Source organism: Archangium gephyra (assembly GCF_049060025.1).
Taxonomy (GTDB): Bacteria; Myxococcota; Myxococcia; order Myxococcales; family Myxococcaceae; genus Archangium; species Archangium gephyra_A.
In genome coordinates this window covers 2,160,916-2,176,199 of sequence record NZ_JBMEQQ010000002.1, presented here as the reverse complement: position 1 = coordinate 2,176,199, position 15,284 = coordinate 2,160,916, and the positions used below count along the sequence as shown (strand labels likewise).

Below are 15,284 nucleotides of genomic sequence, written 5' to 3'. Positions count from 1 at the left end.
AGCGGGCCGGGTGTCCCGTGCTTCCAGCCCGGGACCGGGTCCCCACCTTCCAGCCAGGGGGTTGCCATGGACTTGAAAGGCCTCGCTTGGCTCGCGGTCGTGCTGTTCGTCCTCTGGGTGGTCGCGGGCTTGATCTTCAAGATCTTGGGAGCGGCCATCCACCTGCTCCTCATCGCGGCGGTGGTGCTGGGCGTCATCAGCCTCGTGTCGCGCGTCCGCGGGTCCCGCCCACCCAGGTAGCTTAGGATGCCGGGCGGACCCCTCCGCGAGGTGATGAATGGATCGCCGCAAGGCCGCCGTCTTCGTGTTGTGCGCCAGTGTCAGCCTGAGCGGCTGTGAGAGTGAGCAGGGCAGGTGGTTGGCGCAGCGCCAGCGGCAGCTCGGCCTGGCGCTCGCGGAGAAGGCGGAGATCGCCCAGAACCTCAACGAGCGCCGCCGCGAGCTCGACGTGCTCGAGGAGAAGCTCGCCGGGTTGAAGCTGTATGAGATCCACGCCGGGGACTTCTCCCGGATCCTGTCCGACCATGACCTGGATACCCTGGAGATCGACGAGGTGGAGGGGGCACTGCGCGTCCGTTTCGGCGCCTCCGGCGGGGCCTCCCGACTGCTCGAGGCCCTGCGCGCATTCCCCGAGTCGGAGCGGGACCTCGTGCTGAAGCGCGTCTCGGCCGAGCCCACGGCCTGGTCGGTGGAACTCGAGGTACCCGCCGAGCCGGTGGTGTCCGTGCGGGAAGGATCGTCCACGCTCGGGCCTCCCGCGCCCGCGAAGCCCATGCCCGGGCCGGGTTTTCTCGAGTCCGTCTTCGACCGCAACCGGCGCTCGCAGCAGAGGGAGGAGATCCGGATGATGGAGCGGAATATCTCCGAGCCTCGACAAGGTCCTGGGCGAGGTTTCCCATCTCGGCCGGCGCAAGGCGGTGCTCGAGGCCCGCCTTCGCGCCTCGGAGGAATTGAATACGGCCGAGCGGCTCGCGGGGCAGCGGGCCCTCGTCGAGGCCCTGTTTGGTGGCCGCAAGCCCCGGCTTTTGACTGGCGTGGCCGAGTTCCAGGGCCGCCAGCTCACGCTCCGGAGCCTGGGTCAGGGGGATGCCGCGAGGCGGCTGGCCTCCCTGTCCGAAGTGGGCCAGGTGGTCGAGGCCGGCACCGACGCGATCGTGATTTCGACCGCCGCGCGGCCGTGAGCAGTACCCCAGCCCTCTCCCAGGGGGAGAGGGGGCATACACAGAGGGGAACCCGGGGTCCGGATACCCTCACCCTGTCCCTCTCCCGGAGGGAGAGGGGTTGTGACTCCGTGGGTCTGTGGCCCGCGGACTCCCGGCTCAGGCCCTCAGGGCCACCACCGTCACGCCGTCTCCTCCCTCGTGGTTCTCTCCCGGACGGAACATGCGGATGTACGGCGAGGCCGCCAGGTAGTCCCGGATCGCCTGCCGCAGTGCTCCCGTCCCGTGCCCGTGGATGATCAGCGCCGACTCCTCGCCGCTCCTCATCCCCCGGTCCAGGAACGACTCCACCTCCGAGAGCGCGTCCTCGGCCCTCATGCCTCGCACGTCGCAGCGGTAGTTCGTCGCCTCCACCGCCTCCGGCGCCGCCGCCTTCGCCCTCTGGAGCTGCTGCACCTGCTTGTTGCGCTCCGGGAACTTCGACTCCTTCGGCTTCGGCGCCCTCGAGCCCGACAGCTCCGACACCGGCACGCGCATCTTCATGATGCCCGCCGCCACCAGCACCTGGTCCCCGTGCAACTCCAGGATCTCCACGTCCTTGTTCAATCCCGAGTGCCGCACCCGCGCCCCCACCCGCAGCTCCGCCGGCGGCGGTGCCTCCACCTGGAACAGCTCCGCCCTCGCCGCCTTCGCCCGCTGGCTCGCCTCCTCCGCCCGCTGCAGCAGTTGCGCCCTCGCCTCCGACGCCGCCTTCTCGTTCGACTGCGCCCTCAACACCTTCAGCAGCTCCTGCACCTCCGCCGCCGCCTGGTCGCTCGCCGCCGCCACTTCCTCGTTGAAGCGCATCAGCCGCGCCTTGCGCTCGCGCTCGAACTGCTGCTTCTGCTCCTCCAACTGCGCCCGCAGCCGCTCGGACTCCTCCGCCGCCACCTTGGCCCGGTCCAGCTCCTCCTGCAGCTTGCGCCGGTCCTCCTCCGCCGCCGCCAGCGCCTTCGCCAGCGCTCCACCCGCGTTCATCACCAGGTCTCGCGCCCGTGTGCAGATGTGCTCCGGCAACCCCATCCGCGACGCCACCTCGATGGCCGACGACGCACCCGCCGCTCCGAGCTGCAGCTTGTACGTGGGCGCCATCCTCTTCGCGTCGAAGCCCACCCTCGCGTTCAGGAAGCGCGGATCCAGGTGCGCCAGTGCCTTCAGCTCCTCCAGGTGCGTGGTCACCAGCACCACCGCCCCCTTCGTCAGCAGCTCCTCCAGCACCGCGATCGCGATGGCCGCGCCCTCGCGCGGATCCGTGTCCGCGGCGATCTCGTCGATCAGCACCAACGAGTTCTTCCCCACCGACAGGGTGATGTCCCGCAGCATCGTCACGTGCGCGCTGAACGTGGACAGGCCCTGCGACAGGTCCTGCGCGTCACCCACCGTCGAGTGCACCGAGCGGTAGAGCGGCATCTTCGAGCCCTCGCCCGCGGGAATCGGCAGGCCGGCCCGCAGCATCAGCGCGCACAGGCCCACCGCCGTCAGCGTCACCGTCTTGCCGCCCGCGTTCGGTCCGGACACCACCAGCGCCCGCGCCTCGCCCTTCATCTCCACGTCGTTGGGCACCACCTCGGTGTCCCTGAGCACCAGCCGCGGGTGACGCAGCCGCAGCAGCGTCAGATCGTCCACCCCGGAGAACTCGGGCGCGTGCGCCCTCAGGTCTCCCGCCAGCACCGCCGCCGCCTCCACCTCGTCCAGCTCCGCCACCGCCGCGATGCCCTCGAGCACCTTCGCCGACTCGCGCCCGAGCTGGTTCGTCAGCTCCTGGAGGATCCGCCGCTCCTCCTCCGTCACCACCGATTGGGCAATGGCCAGGTCGTTGCCCATGCCCACCAGGCCCTCGGGCTCCACGAACAGCGTCTGCCCCGTCTGGCTCGCGTTGTGGACGATGCCCGGCACCTCGCCCCGGTAGTTGGACACCACCGGCACCACGTACCGGCCGTTGCGGATGGTGTAGTAGTTCTCCCGCAGCTTCGGCAGGAAGTTCTCGTCGTGGAGCTTCTCCTCCAGCCAGCCCTTGATGCGCCGGTGCAGCCCGCGGACGCGATCCCGCGCCTCGCGCAGCTCCGGGCTGGCGCGGTCGGAGATCTCCCCGTCCGCCTCGAAACTCCGGTCGATGCGCACCGCGAGCTGCTCCAGCATGGGCAGCCGCCGGGAGATGGCCGCCAGCCGGGGCACCACGTGCTGCCGCTCCTCCAGCGCCTCACGCGTGCGCACGAAAGCGAACAGGAGCTGCGCCGACGCGATGAGCTGCCGGGGCTCCAGCAGGCCTCCCTTCGAGGACAGTTCCAGCGCGTTGCGCAGGTCCGTCACCCCGCCGAGCGGCAGGGAGAACTGCTCCTGCGCCAGCCGCCGGGCCTCGGCGATCAGCTCCAGGGCCTCCGCGACCTGCTCCTCGCCGGCGAGGAACGGCCGGGCGAGCGCACGCTCCCTCCCGGGTTCGGTGCGGCAACGATGAGCCAGCGCGCGGAGCACATCCGCGAATCCAAGGTCTTCGAGCGTTCTCTGAGCAATCTGCACGGTCATGGGTTTCATGCGCCGCCGGGGCGCCCGTCAAGAAGAAGGTAGGGTTTTGAAAGCCAGTGCCGCTCTGCTATCTGCCCGCCATGCTCTGGCTCGTGGTGGCGGGCACGCTCGCGGCTGCCATGGACGCATCGTCTTCCGGGGACCTGACAGCGGCCCTGGCCCGGGAGGCCTCGGGTGACAGCGCGGGGGCCCTGGCGTCCGTCCAGGCCGTGGTGCGCGTCTGGCCCGCCGAGGCCCTCCCCCGGTTGGAGGCGGCCCGGCTGCTGCTGAAGCTGGGGGGAGACCTGGACCAGGCGGAGACCCACCTCGACGTGGCGGCCGCCGTGGCCCCCGACAACCCCCGCGTCCATTACCTGCGCGGGTTGCTGTGGGAGGAGCGAGGCCACCCCCTGCTCGCGGCCCGCTCCCATGAACTGGCCGTCTTCTATCGTCCGTCCTACGAGGATGCTCGTTTCCGGCTCGCCGGCCTCTGGGCCTCCCTGGGTGACTGGCTCAAGGCCGAGCTCCACTACCGCTTCCTCGCTCGCTCCCGTCCCGAGTGGGTGCAGGTGCGCCTCCAGCTCGCCCGGGCCATCGAGGAGCAGGGCAGGGTGGAGGACGCGGAGAAGGAGCTGCTCCGCCTCAAGGCCGAGCAGCCCACCAACGCCCTCGTCATCCGTCAGCTAGCGAACCTCTACGAGCGCACGGGCCGGGCGAAGCTGGCGGCGAAGCTGCGAGCGGGCCTGGAGCCGCCTGCTCCCCCCAAGAGGATGCGTCCTCTGCGCCCGTCGCGCCGGTAGGGAACCTTTCGTTCCCTCCGTGATTGCGTGGAAAGCGCCACTGCATACACTGCGCGCGCCTTGAAGACCGCCAACCTCGCCATTGTTTTCACCGACATCCAGGGCTTCACCGAGCGAACCAGCCGGCAGACCCTCGAGCAGAACCAGCGCCTGCTCAAGGTGCACAACGATCTCCTCACGCCCGTCTTCAGGTCCTTCGGTGGACGCATCATCAAGTCCATTGGCGATGCCTTCCTCGTCACCTTCGAGTCGCCCACCCAGGCGGTGCTCAGTGGCATGGCCATCCAGGACCGGCTCTGGCAGTACAACCGCTCCGCGCTGGATGCCGAGCGGCTCGACGTGCGCGTGGCCATCAACGTGGGCGAGGTGCGGGTGGAGTCCAACGACGTCTTCGGCGAGCCCGTGAACATCGCCTCGCGGGTGGAGTCCATCGCCGAGGCCGGCGAGGTCTTCTTCACCGAGGCCGTCTACCTGGCCATGAACAAGGCCGAGGTGCCCGCGCAGGAGGTGGGCGCCTTCGAGCTCAAGGGCATCCCCGGGAAGATCCGCGTCTTCCGGGTGCCCCGCGCGCCGTACCGTGTGGAGGTACCCGTCGTGGTGCACGTGGCGCCCGGAGCCGAGGCGCCGCTCCCGAACGAGCAGCCGCCCTTCGGCAACCTGGCCCTCTCGCGCATGCCGGGCTCCTCGCATGCGCAGGGTCCGGATCTGGCCTCCACCGCGGCCGCCCTGGGCTCCCGCGCGGCCACCGCCGGCGGCAAGCTGATGGAGCGCACCCGCACGGCCCTCCAGTCGGTGAAGACCGCACCTCGTCCCTCGTTCGCCTCCTCGCGCAATCTGGCGGTGGGCGGCGGCGTGCTGGCGCTGGTGCTCGGCATCGGCTTCGTGATGGCGGACAGCGAAGCGGAGAACGCCATCGAGGAGGTGGCCGAGGCCTCCTCCGCCAAGGAGAAGCTCGCGCTGGTCCCGAAGACGGAGAAGCTCATCAGCCAGGAGAAGGATCCGGGAGAGAGGGCCTGGCTCCACGGGCAGCTCGCCGAGGCGCTGGAGGCACCTGGCCAGGCGGTGGGCTTCTACCGGAGTGGCGTGAAGGCCGGCCACGGTGACTCGGAGGACCGGCTCCTCGAGATGTTGGAGCACCCGGAGTGCCGCGTGCGCGTCAACGCCGCGGAGGCGCTGGGCGAGCTGAAGCTGGCCTCCGCGCGGGACGAGCTGGAGGACCTGGCCGAGGACGGCGGCCCTGGCGAGGATTCGGGCCTGTTCGGGTGCGACTCGCGCAAGGCGGCGAAGAAGGCCCTGGAGCGGCTCGGCCGCTGAACTGTTGGGGGACGACATGAGACAGGTGAAGACAGGACTGGATGTCTGGGTGGAGCAGGGCTTCGCGCCGCTGAAGGGCAAGAAGGTAGGCGCCATCGTCAACCCCACCAGCGTGGACTCGCGCTTCCGCCACCTGGCGGATCTGCTGGCGCAGACGTCCGGGGTGAAGCTGGCGGCCCTCTTTGGTCCCGAGCACGGGATTCGCGGCGAGGCCCAATACATGGTGGCCGTGGGCGAGGCGCGCGACCGGCGCACCGGCGTCCCCGTGCACAGCCTCTACGGCTCCACCTTCGAGTCGCTCTCGCCCCGCGCCGAGTGGTTGCAGGGGCTGGATGCGCTCGTCTTCGACATCCAGGACGTGGGCAGCCGTTACTACACCTACGTCTACACCATGGCCCTGGCCATGCAGGCCGCGGGCAAGGCGAAGATTCCCTTCTACGTGTTGGATCGGCCCAACCCGCTCAACGGCGTCACCATCGAGGGCAACCTGGTGGGCGAGCGCTACCGCTCCTTCGTGGGCCTGTACTCCATCCCCAACCGGCACGGCATGACGGCCGGCGAGCTGGCCCGCCTCTTCAACGACGAGCAGGGCTTCGGCTGCGAGCTGACGGTGGTGCCCATGGAGGGCTGGCGCCGCGAGGACTTCTGGTCCGATACCGGGCTGCCCTTCATCTCGCCCTCGCCCAACATGCCCACGCCGGACACGGCGCTCGTCTACCCGGGCATGTGCCAGGGCGAGGGCACCAACGTCTCCGAGGGCCGCGGCACCTGCCGTCCCTTCGAGCAGTTCGGCGCCCCCTGGGTGGAGACGGACGCGCTGATCGCCCGCCTGGAGCGCGAGAAGCTCCCCGGCGTCGCCTTCCGCGCCGTGGGCTTCACCCCTACCTTCGACAAGTACAAGGGTGAGTCCTGCAATGGGGCCTTCATCCACGTCACCGACCGGAACGCCTTCCTCCCCCTGCGCACCGGCCTGGCCATCTTCCAGGCGCTCTACGAGCTGGGCCAGGGCGGGAAGTTCGCCTGGCGCGAGGACGCCTACGAGTTCGTCGACGACGTGCCGGCCTTCGACCTGCTCTGCGGCACGGATCAGGTCCGCCGGGGAATCGAGTCCGGCTGGCCGCTGGATCGTCTGATGGAGGGCTTCGATACCCAGGCCCGGGACTTCGCCAGGCGGAGGGAGCGTCACCTGCTGTACGCTCGAGGGTCGTGAGCCAAGACGTGATCGGCATCCTGTCCGACAGCCATGGAGATCTGGCCGCTTTCGAGGCGGCCTATGAGCTGCTGCGGGCCAAGGGCGCCCAGCGCTTCATCTTCCTCGGCGGCCGTTATTCCGATCTGGACGAGTGGATCCTCGACCGGCGGGAGCGCAGCCGGGGGGGCCGGGAGTACTCGGGGGCGGACTTCATCGAGGACGTGGCGAAGTGGCTCGCCGTCACCGAGCAGAAGCCCCGTCCTCGCTCGCTGTCCATTCCGGACGATGCGCTCAAGGAGCTCGATGATGATCCGCTGCTCGTGCGCGAGCACTTCCTGCGGACGCCGGAGCGCGACTCCATCCAGTACCGCGACCCGAGCATCCCCCGGAAGGTGCTGGACATGGTGGGCGACACGCTCTGCTGCCTCACCTATGACAAGAACGATCTGAGCCGGGACGATCTGGTCAACGCGCTCATCTTCATCCACGGCAAGGAGTCCGAGCCGAAGCTGGTGCAGATTGGCCCGCGTTTCTTCCTGACGCCGGGACGGCTGGCGGGGGCGGCGGAGCAGACGTGCGCCCTGCTGGAGCGCGTGGACAAGGATCTGCGCTTCTCGGCCTTCCGGTTGGATGGGAAGGCCGTGTTGGAGCCGCAGACGTTGGCGGTGGATCGCCGCACCAAGCTGTCCGTCAAGTGAGGCCCCCCTTGCAGGTCGCGCTCCTCGGAGGCTCGTTCAACCCGCCGCACGTGGGCCATCTGCTGGCGGCCCACTACGTGCGCGCCACCCAGGGCGTGGACGAGGTGTGGCTGATGCCCACGTACGTTCATCCCTTCCGCAAGCCGACGGTGGACTTCGAGCACCGCGTGCACATGTGCGAGCGGATGTGCCAGGACGCGGCGGGCTGGATGAAGACGTCGCGGGTGGAGAGCGAGGTGGGCAAGGACGGGCGCACGGTGGACACGCTGGATTTCCTCCAGGCGCGCCATCCGGAGCACCGCTTCTCGCTGATCATCGGCTCGGACATCCTCAAGGATCTGCCGCACTGGAAGGACTTCGATCGCATCCAGCGGATGGCGCGCGTGGTGGTGCTGTACCGCGCGGGCTACCCGGCCGATGAGACCGTGGGGCCACCGTTGGCCATCGTGTCCTCCACCGACATCCGTGAGCGGCTGAGCCGGGGCGAGTTGCCCTCGGACCTGGTGCCGCGCATGGTGCTCGACTACGCCCGCGAGCATCAGCTCTACGGGTTGTGAGCGCCCAGGCTCGTGGAGCCGGGGGGCGCCTCGGCCCGGTTCTCCTGGCCGTGGCCACGCTGGTGTTGCTCGGGGGCTGCGCCACGGGCCACCCGCGCGGCGGTCTGACGAGCGGCTTCGGCCTCCATTCGCGCGCCCATTCAGCCCCCCGGAGGCCAGCGGGAGGCGCGGGCGGCTTCCCCGGGCCTCGGGAGGGCAGGGCGGAGGGGCTGGCACCGGCCCCGCTCTCTTGCGCGGGCGTGGCCCTGCCGCCGGGCTGGCCCGATTTGTCGGCCCGAGACGAGGAGCTGCTGGCGCCCTTGCTGGGGTGCTCGCCCGCCGAATTCGTCCAGGTGCAGCAACGGGTGGACATGCCCCGGCTGCTGGAGACGTTGGAGGACTGGGGCGCCGTACGGCTCGGTGCGCTGGGTCCCGTGCGAGACGATGCCGCGCCCCTCCTGCAACGCAAGCGCGCCGCCTTCCTCCTCACCGCCACCGAGCGGTACGGCCTCGCGCATGCCGAGGTGTTCGCGCTCTTCGTCCTGCATTCGGCCCATGACGACGAAGTGAGGGAGGTGCTGCGGCTGCTGGCCGGGGACAAGCAGTTGGGGCAGACGCTGGGCCTCATGCCGGCCGTGCGCGAGGAGTTGGAGGCGCGCGGCGTGTCCCTCTCGGACTACCCGGACCGGGCCGAGCAGGCCGGAGACGTGCTGCGAGGCCTGGGCCGTGCCGCCCGGGATGCGCTCTCCAGCAGTCCCACGAGTGACGGGGCCCGCTACCTGGAACTGTCCTCGCTCTGGGGGCAGTTGCCGCCGCCCTACCAGCAGGCCCTCCACGAGGTGGAGCGGGCCCAGATGGAGCGGCACTTCTCCCCGGGTCATGTGGTGTTGGGCGGTTTCGATGCGCTGACGTTCGGCGTGCCGCTGGGCTTCTACTCCCTGGTGGCCGGGACGGGTCATGGGGCGTACGCACTGACGCAGGGCCAATACGAGCAGGCCACGCGCGAGTTGACGCCCGCGGCGCTGCTGGTGGCCCTGTACGCGGGTGGGAAGGGCGTGCGCGCCCTGGTTGGCGCTGGGCCGGGAGGCGTGCGTGGGTCCCTGGTGACGGAGCCGCGCATGAGGGCTCTCCAGGAGGTGGCGCGGCAGTTGGAGGCGCGGCTGGGCGTGGAGGGCCTGCGGGAATTGGCCCGGGACATCCGCGCCAGCCGTGAGGCGGGCCACTTCGTCGCCGTGGGAGGCGTGGATGCCGCCCTGGCCTTGCGCGAGGCGCGGGGCGATGTGGCCAGGGCGCAGGCCTGGTTGTCCCAGGCCAGGCCCCAGCAGGCGGGCCCCACTGCGACGAAGGGCGGAGAGGGGAAGGGCTCCGGGGACGTGGCCTCCGTGGCGGACGATGCGGCACGTCCTTCCCCGAGAAGCACTCGTGCAGGGAAGCACCAGGGAGGCATGGCCTCACTGGTGGACGAGGATGCCGGTCTCACTCCGGAGGTGGTGCAAGCCAAGCTCGCGCGGGTGGAGTTCGACTCCGCGGGCCCTCGTCTGGCTGGGAACGTGGCGGTGCTGGAGAAGCAGCGTCCCTCCCTCGACGCGCCACCGCCGGGAGCCGCGGGACACCCGCTGTGGAGCGAGTATGTCGCCTATTACGAGAACCGCGTCGCACAGTTGAAGCAGGGGACGGCGGTGAAACCGCCCCTGGCATGGGCCGGGTACGAGCGGATGCGGGGGTGGTTCGCCCGGGGGCTGGCCTTCGAGCGCGCCATGGTGGAGCTGCTGCGCGCCGACGCGGCCCTGCCTCGGGGACTGCGGCGCTTCCTCGGGGACTTCGACAAGCCCCGCATCGAGACATACGTGGGAGTGAAGAAACCGGAGAGCGGCCTGCGCTTCGCGGACGTGCTCGTCATCGAAGAAGGCGTGCACGCCGGCCCGCTCCCTCGCGTGGAGACGTTCAGCTTCAAGAGCCGGGACCTCTCGTTGCTTGAGGATAACGTTTTGAGGGCACAGATGAGGGCGGACGTGAGCGAAGCCCTGGGTTATTACGGCGAGACGCTGGACATCCGCAGGCCCTCTCTCAAGCCCCTTCTCGGAAAGGGCGGCGAGGTGCCGGTGCAAAGGGTCCGCCTCATCTACGAGGGCGGCGCACTCAAGCCCGCAACTCCGGATGCTTTGAATGCAGCCGTGAATGCAGCCGAGAACGCCGTTCCGGGAGTGGAGGTGCTGTTCCAATGAAGGTGCTGAGAGCTCACGACCTGGGTGCGGAGGACCGTCTTCGGCTTACCTTCAAAGGAGCCTTCGACCATCAAGCGGTACTGGAGCGCGAGTTGGAGCCGTTCCTCCAGTCGCTTGAGGAGTACGCGGGCGAGTGGATGCCGGACGTCGTGGGCGGCAAGCGGCGACGCAGGTATGCCCGTGCTGCCATTTGGAAGGCCCTGGAGGAGGAGCGCATTGAAAGATGCACACACATAGGGCTCTACCGGACGAAGTGGCCCGCGTTGGACATGACGCTCCATCTCTGGTTCCCGCCGCTTCCTCCCGAACTGGACGTCTCGGTCAACCTGCAACCCCTGCCTTTTTTCGCGAAGGAGGAGCGCTGCCACGAGTTCGTGGCCATGGTCCGCGCCTGGGCCTCTCGCTACCCGGTCTCCTACGCCGCGGCCCACAGCATGGCCGACAGGGATTTGGCGAATTTTCCCAGTTTTGGCCGTGACAAGGCGGTCTGGCACCGGGACGGTTTCGACAAGATCTACGAGGTGTGCTGGCTCAACGTCTTCGGCCCCAAGCTGGTGGAGACCGTCGGCCGCGAGCGCATGCTGTCCACACCGGCCCACCAGGTGGAGGAACTGCCCAACGGCTCCATCCTCCTGGTGATGTCGCCCACCCCGGCGGACTTCGCCAGCGACGCGGCCCGCCAGGCCCAGGCTCGCGCGCACGTCCACCTCCGGCCGGACCTGGATTTCGACACGGTGCTGAGCACCCTGCGCGAGCGCAGCGCCGCACTCGCCCCCGTCGAGCCCCGCTTCCATCCGGATCTGGCGCCGCTCCTCTTGCGCACGCTGGACCGCTCCGCCATTCACGAGCGCCAGCGCCGGATCGCCGAGCTCAACGCCTGGCAGCCTCCCGCGCCCGAGGAGTGGCTCCCCACTGACGCCGCCCTGCCTTCCGACGTGGAGGACCCCGAGCGTGCTCGCGAGCACTACGGCGACCTCGCCGAGCACCTCGTGGCACTGCTCCACTCCGAGGTCCCCTCCGTCTTCGAGGAGACCCCCGAGTCGCTCACGGACGCCAACTTCTACTTCTGGCGCGAGGAGTTCCCGAAGAGCCGTCTGCGGGAAGCCATCGACGCCCATGCGGTGCCCGCCATTGGCGCCTACCTGGGGGAGGTGTTGGTGCGCAATCTGGGGGGACGGTGGATTCCGCGCCAGAAGCTGGAGGAGGTGCAGGTGCTCGTGGGCACGCGTGTCTGGTTGCCCTTCGTCCGGGCCCAGCACTACATGCGTTCCTGCCAGGCCTTGCTTGATTACTCCCTCACCCAGCTCTACCGAGAGGCCGAGCGGCACCGCGCCTGAGCGCGATCGTCCTTCGATTTTCCCAAAGCATTTCGGACAAATTTGCTTTTGGCCAGGGAGTGGGGGCGTTCACACATTGGCTCTGAGAGGAGCGCCCCATGAACTCGACCACGTCCGTGTCTCCACCTGACTCCCCACAACCGCGGGACCAGCCCTGGCACGCGCTGCCGTCCGAGGCGGTGCTCGAGACCCTCCAGACCCACCCCGAAGAGGGCCTCTCCGAGGCCGAGTCCCGCGCCCGGCTCGAGCGCCATGGCCCCAATGTGCTGCAGCGCGTCTCCGGTGAGAGCCCGCTCAAGCTGCTGTGGCGCCAGGTGAACAACCCGCTCATCTGGGTCCTGCTCGCGTCGGCCGGCCTCGCCATCGCCCTGGGCAAGATAACGGATGGCCTCATCGTCCTCGCCGTGGTGGTGCTCAACACCCTCATCGGCTTCGTGCAGGAGTTCCGCGCGGGCAAGGCCATCGAGGCGCTCACGCAGATGGTGCCGGAGAACGCCACCGTCCTGCGCGATGGCCAGAAGCTGACGGTGCCCTCCTCCTGCCTCGTGCCCGGTGACGTGGTGCTGCTCGCCTCGGGAGACAAGGTGCCCGCGGATGTGCGGCTGCTCGCCGCGCGCAACCTCCAGGTGGAAGAGGCCGCGCTCACCGGCGAGTCCGTCCCCTCCGAGAAGCGGTTGGAGACCGTCGCCGCGAGCGCGGGCGTCGGCGATCGCACGAACATGGCCTTCGGCGGCACCCACGTCACCTACGGCACCGGCACCGCCGTGGTGGTGGCCACCGGCGGCGCCACCGAGCTCGGCCGTATCTCCCAGATGCTGCGCGAGACGGTGGATCTGCAGACGCCCCTCACGAAGGCGCTCGCCACCATCAGCCGCTACATCACCGTCTCCATCCTCGTCATCTCCATCATCCTCCTGGGCGTGGGTCTGTTGCGTGGCTACAAGGTGGCCGAGTCGCTCATGGCCGCCCTCACGCTCGCCGTGGCCGCCATCCCCGAGGGCCTGCCCGCCATCGTCACCATCGCCCTCGCCATCGGCGTGCAGTACATGGCCTCCCGCCGCGCCATCATCCGCAAGCTGCCCGCCGTGGAGACCCTCGGCAGCACCACCGTCATCTGCTCCGACAAGACGGGCACCCTCACCCGCAACGAGATGACGGTGCAGGCGTTGTGGACGCCCACCTCGGTCTGGTCCCTCTCGGGCGTGGGCTACGCACCCCAGGGCGAGCTGCGCCGCGAAGGTCAGCCTCCAGGCCCCCCCTCCGAGGACGCCCGCGAGCTGCTCGTCGCGGGGGCGCTCTGCAATGACGCCTCGGTCCGCCCCAAGGACGGTTCCTGGGAAGCTCACGGGCGATCCCACCGAGGGGGCGCTGATCGTCGCCGCCGAGAAGGCCGGCTTGAAGGTGGACGAACTGCATGAGCGCCACCCCCGCGTGGATGCCATCCCCTTCGAGTCCGAGAACCAGTTCATGGCCACCCTCCACGAGGACGGGCAGGGCGGCCGCTTCATCCTCCTCAAGGGCGCGCCCGAGGTGGTGCTGCGCCGCTGCGCCATGGGCGAGGGGCCCGGTGCCGGCAAGGTGCTCGCCGAGGTGGAGCGGCTGGCCTCGCGGGGCATGCGCATGCTGGCCGTGGCGAGCAGGTCCGTCCCGGCCTCGCACGCCGGCCTCCAGTTCGAGGACGTGGCGGGCGGCTTCCGGCTCCTGGGGCTCGAGGGGATGATCGACCCTCCGCGCGAGGAGGCCATCCACGCGGTGAAGGGCTGCCATGCCGCGGGCATCACCGTGAAGATGATCACCGGAGATCATGCGAAGACGGCGGAGGCCATCGGCGCGCAGCTCGGCATCCTCGATGGGAGCCAGGTGGTGACGGGTGCTCAGTTGGCGGAGATGGATGAGACCCGGCTGCGCGAGGTGGTCACGGCCTCCCACGTATTCGCCCGTGTGGCGCCCGAGCACAAGCTGCGCCTGGTGCGCGCCCTCCAGCACGAGGGGCATGTGGTGGCCATGACGGGCGATGGTGTCAACGACGCGCCCGCGCTCAAGCAGGCCAACATCGGGGTGGCCATGGGCATCACCGGCACCGCCGTGTCCAAGGAGGCCGCGGACATCATCCTCACGGACGACAACTTCGCCTCCATCGTCGCGGCGGTGGAGGAGGGCCGGCGCGTCTACGACAACCTCATCAAATCGCTCGCCTTCGTGCTGCCCACCAACCTGGGACTCGCCCTCATCCTCATCGTCGGCGTGGCCTTCTTCCCCATCATGCGGCTCAACGGCGAGGACGTCCCGCTGCTGGCCATGCTTCCCACCCAGTTGCTGTGGATCAACCTCGTGGCCACGGTGGCGCTCGCGCTGCCGCTCGCCTTCGAAACCCGGGAGCCGGATGTGATGCGGCGGCCCCCCCGCCTTCCGAGCGAGCCCGTGCTCAGCCGCTTCGTCCTCCTGCGCACCTTCCTGGTGGCGGTGCTCATGTGTGCCGGTGCCACCGGCCTCTTCCTCTGGGAGTACAACGCCGCGCTGGCACGGGGGCTGACGCACGAGATGGCGCTCGCCGAGGCGCAGACCATGGCCGTCACCACGGTCATCATGTTCCAGATCTTCTACCTGCTGAACTGCCGCTCCCTGCGCGACTCCGTCTTCCGCATCGGCCTCTTCAGCAACCCCTTCGTCTACGCGGGCATCGGGTTGCTGGTGCTGCTGCAGCTCGGGTTCATCTACCTGCCTTTCATGCAGAAGGTTTTCGACACCGCGCCCCTGTCGCTCCAGGAGCTGGGACTGTGCGCGCTGGTGGGAGCCGCCGTCCTGCCCGTCATCGGCGTGGAGAAGTGGTGGCGCTCGCGGCGTGCGCGGCACGATCGGGAAACCGGCAGCCCGCTCCGTCTGCGGGTTCCACGGCGCGCGACCGTGGGGTAGTCCCTCGCCGGGTAAAAGAACTGGTTGGCGTGTAAAGTAATCCAGACGCAGGCGCTCGCCCGGGTTGCGTCCCGGGTGGGCCTCCCGTCTACTGCCTCCACAAGGTCCCCCGGCCTTGCCCCCTCTCGTGGCCCCCCCATGCCGGCGTTGAAACGCATCCTGTTGGTCGAAGACAGCGAGAACGATGTCACCCTCATCCTGTCCGCTTTCGCCGAGGCCCACCTCGCGGACAAGGTGGTCGTGGCCAATGATGGCCAGGAAGCGCTCGACTACCTGTACCGGCGGGGCCCCCACGCCGCGCGTCCGGCGGACAACCCGTCGGTGGTGCTCCTGGATTTGAAGCTGCCCCGGGTGGACGGGCTGCAGGTGCTGAGCCGGATGAAGAGTGATCCGGACCTGAAGCTGGTGCCCGTGGTGATGTTCACCTCCAGCCGCGAGGAGGTGGATCTCGTGCGCTCCTACGGCCTGGGGGCGAATGCCTATGTCATCAAGCCCGTCTCCTTCCAGGAGGCTCGAGTCCGCGCTCGAGGGGCTGCGCATCTTCTGGACGGAGGTGAATGAGCCCCCG

The 15,284-nt window shown here is 69.4% G+C and carries 11 protein-coding genes and 2 pseudogenes; 12 read left to right on the top strand and 1 reads right to left on the bottom strand.

Translation table 11 applies throughout. The features are described 5' to 3' along the window. The first annotated feature begins 66 nt into the window (after positions 1-66). The 3 genes and pseudogenes from ACN28I_RS09380 to ACN28I_RS09370 all read left to right on the top strand — a co-directional run bounded on the left by ACN28I_RS09380 (position 67) and on the right by ACN28I_RS09370 (position 1,181). Positions 67-240 (top strand): DUF5670 family protein, encoded by a 174-nt coding sequence (locus tag ACN28I_RS09380; protein ID WP_420941731.1) that lies wholly within the window; start codon positions 67-69, stop codon positions 238-240. Between the two features lie 133 nt (positions 241-373). Continuing rightward, a pseudogene (locus ACN28I_RS09375) lies at positions 374-469 on the top strand (pilus assembly protein PilO); the annotation flags it as partial. Between the two features lie 448 nt (positions 470-917). After that, on the top strand, positions 918-1,181 hold the full coding sequence (locus tag ACN28I_RS09370; protein ID WP_420948879.1) for a hypothetical protein: 264 nt from the start codon (positions 918-920) through the stop codon (positions 1,179-1,181). Between the two features lie 138 nt (positions 1,182-1,319). Here the strand turns inward: ACN28I_RS09370 and ACN28I_RS09365 are convergent, their stop codons facing one another. Further along, positions 1,320-3,722 (bottom strand): endonuclease MutS2, encoded by a 2,403-nt coding sequence (locus ACN28I_RS09365; protein WP_420948609.1) that lies wholly within the window; start codon positions 3,720-3,722, stop codon positions 1,320-1,322. Positions 3,723-3,778: 56 nt separating this feature from the next. On the opposite strand from ACN28I_RS09365, the gene ACN28I_RS09360 reads away from it, so the two are divergent. From ACN28I_RS09360 to ACN28I_RS09320, 9 genes and pseudogenes are all read left to right on the top strand, one after another. Then, a complete protein-coding gene (locus ACN28I_RS09360) occupies positions 3,779-4,501 on the top strand; it encodes a tetratricopeptide repeat protein (protein WP_420941730.1) in 723 nt (240 codons plus the stop codon). A gap of 60 nt (positions 4,502-4,561) precedes the next feature. Beyond that, the gene (locus tag ACN28I_RS09355) at positions 4,562-5,815 is read left to right on the top strand and encodes an adenylate/guanylate cyclase domain-containing protein (RefSeq protein WP_420941729.1); all 1,254 of its coding nucleotides are present in this window, start codon (positions 4,562-4,564) and stop codon (positions 5,813-5,815) included. A gap of 16 nt (positions 5,816-5,831) precedes the next feature. Beyond that, positions 5,832-7,025: an exo-beta-N-acetylmuramidase NamZ domain-containing protein gene (locus tag ACN28I_RS09350; RefSeq protein ID WP_420941728.1), complete on the top strand. Its 1,194-nt coding sequence runs from the start codon at positions 5,832-5,834 to the stop codon at positions 7,023-7,025. An 8-nt stretch (positions 7,026-7,033) separates the two neighbouring features. Beyond that, positions 7,034-7,705 carry a hypothetical protein gene (locus ACN28I_RS09345; protein ID WP_420948608.1) on the top strand — a complete coding sequence of 224 codons (672 nt, stop codon included), beginning with the start codon at positions 7,034-7,036 and terminating at the stop codon, positions 7,703-7,705. Continuing rightward, positions 7,702-8,262, top strand: a complete 561-nt coding sequence (nadD, locus tag ACN28I_RS09340; protein ID WP_420941727.1) for a nicotinate (nicotinamide) nucleotide adenylyltransferase — start codon at positions 7,702-7,704, stop codon at positions 8,260-8,262. The genes ACN28I_RS09345 and nadD overlap by 4 nt, the downstream gene beginning before the upstream one ends. Positions 8,263-8,312: 50 nt before the next feature. After that, entirely contained in the window at positions 8,313-10,466 is a 2,154-nt protein-coding gene (locus ACN28I_RS09335; protein WP_420941726.1) for a hypothetical protein, read from the top strand. Next, the gene (locus ACN28I_RS09330; RefSeq protein ID WP_420941725.1) at positions 10,463-11,803 is read left to right on the top strand and encodes a hypothetical protein; all 1,341 of its coding nucleotides are present in this window, start codon (positions 10,463-10,465) and stop codon (positions 11,801-11,803) included. Before ACN28I_RS09335 ends, ACN28I_RS09330 begins: the two co-directional genes overlap by 4 nt. A 98-nt stretch (positions 11,804-11,901) precedes the next feature. Next, positions 11,902-14,716, top strand: a pseudogene (locus tag ACN28I_RS09325) (cation-translocating P-type ATPase). Positions 14,717-14,854: 138 nt separating this feature from the next. Further along, positions 14,855-15,277 (top strand): response regulator, encoded by a 423-nt coding sequence (locus tag ACN28I_RS09320; protein ID WP_420941724.1) that lies wholly within the window; start codon positions 14,855-14,857, stop codon positions 15,275-15,277. Positions 15,278-15,284 lie beyond the last annotated feature (7 nt).

Coding starts and splice junctions, on each gene's coding strand:
- ACN28I_RS09330 (WP_420941725.1), top strand. CDS start 10,463: ATGAAGGTGCTGAGAGCTCACGACCTGGGTGCGGAGGACCGTCTTCGG.
- ACN28I_RS09350 (WP_420941728.1), top strand. CDS start 5,832: ATGAGACAGGTGAAGACAGGACTGGATGTCTGGGTGGAGCAGGGCTTC.
- ACN28I_RS09320 (WP_420941724.1), top strand. CDS start 14,855: ATGCCGGCGTTGAAACGCATCCTGTTGGTCGAAGACAGCGAGAACGAT.
- ACN28I_RS09380 (WP_420941731.1), top strand. CDS start 67: ATGGACTTGAAAGGCCTCGCTTGGCTCGCGGTCGTGCTGTTCGTCCTC.
- ACN28I_RS09365 (WP_420948609.1), bottom strand. CDS start 3,722: ATGACCGTGCAGATTGCTCAGAGAACGCTCGAAGACCTTGGATTCGCG.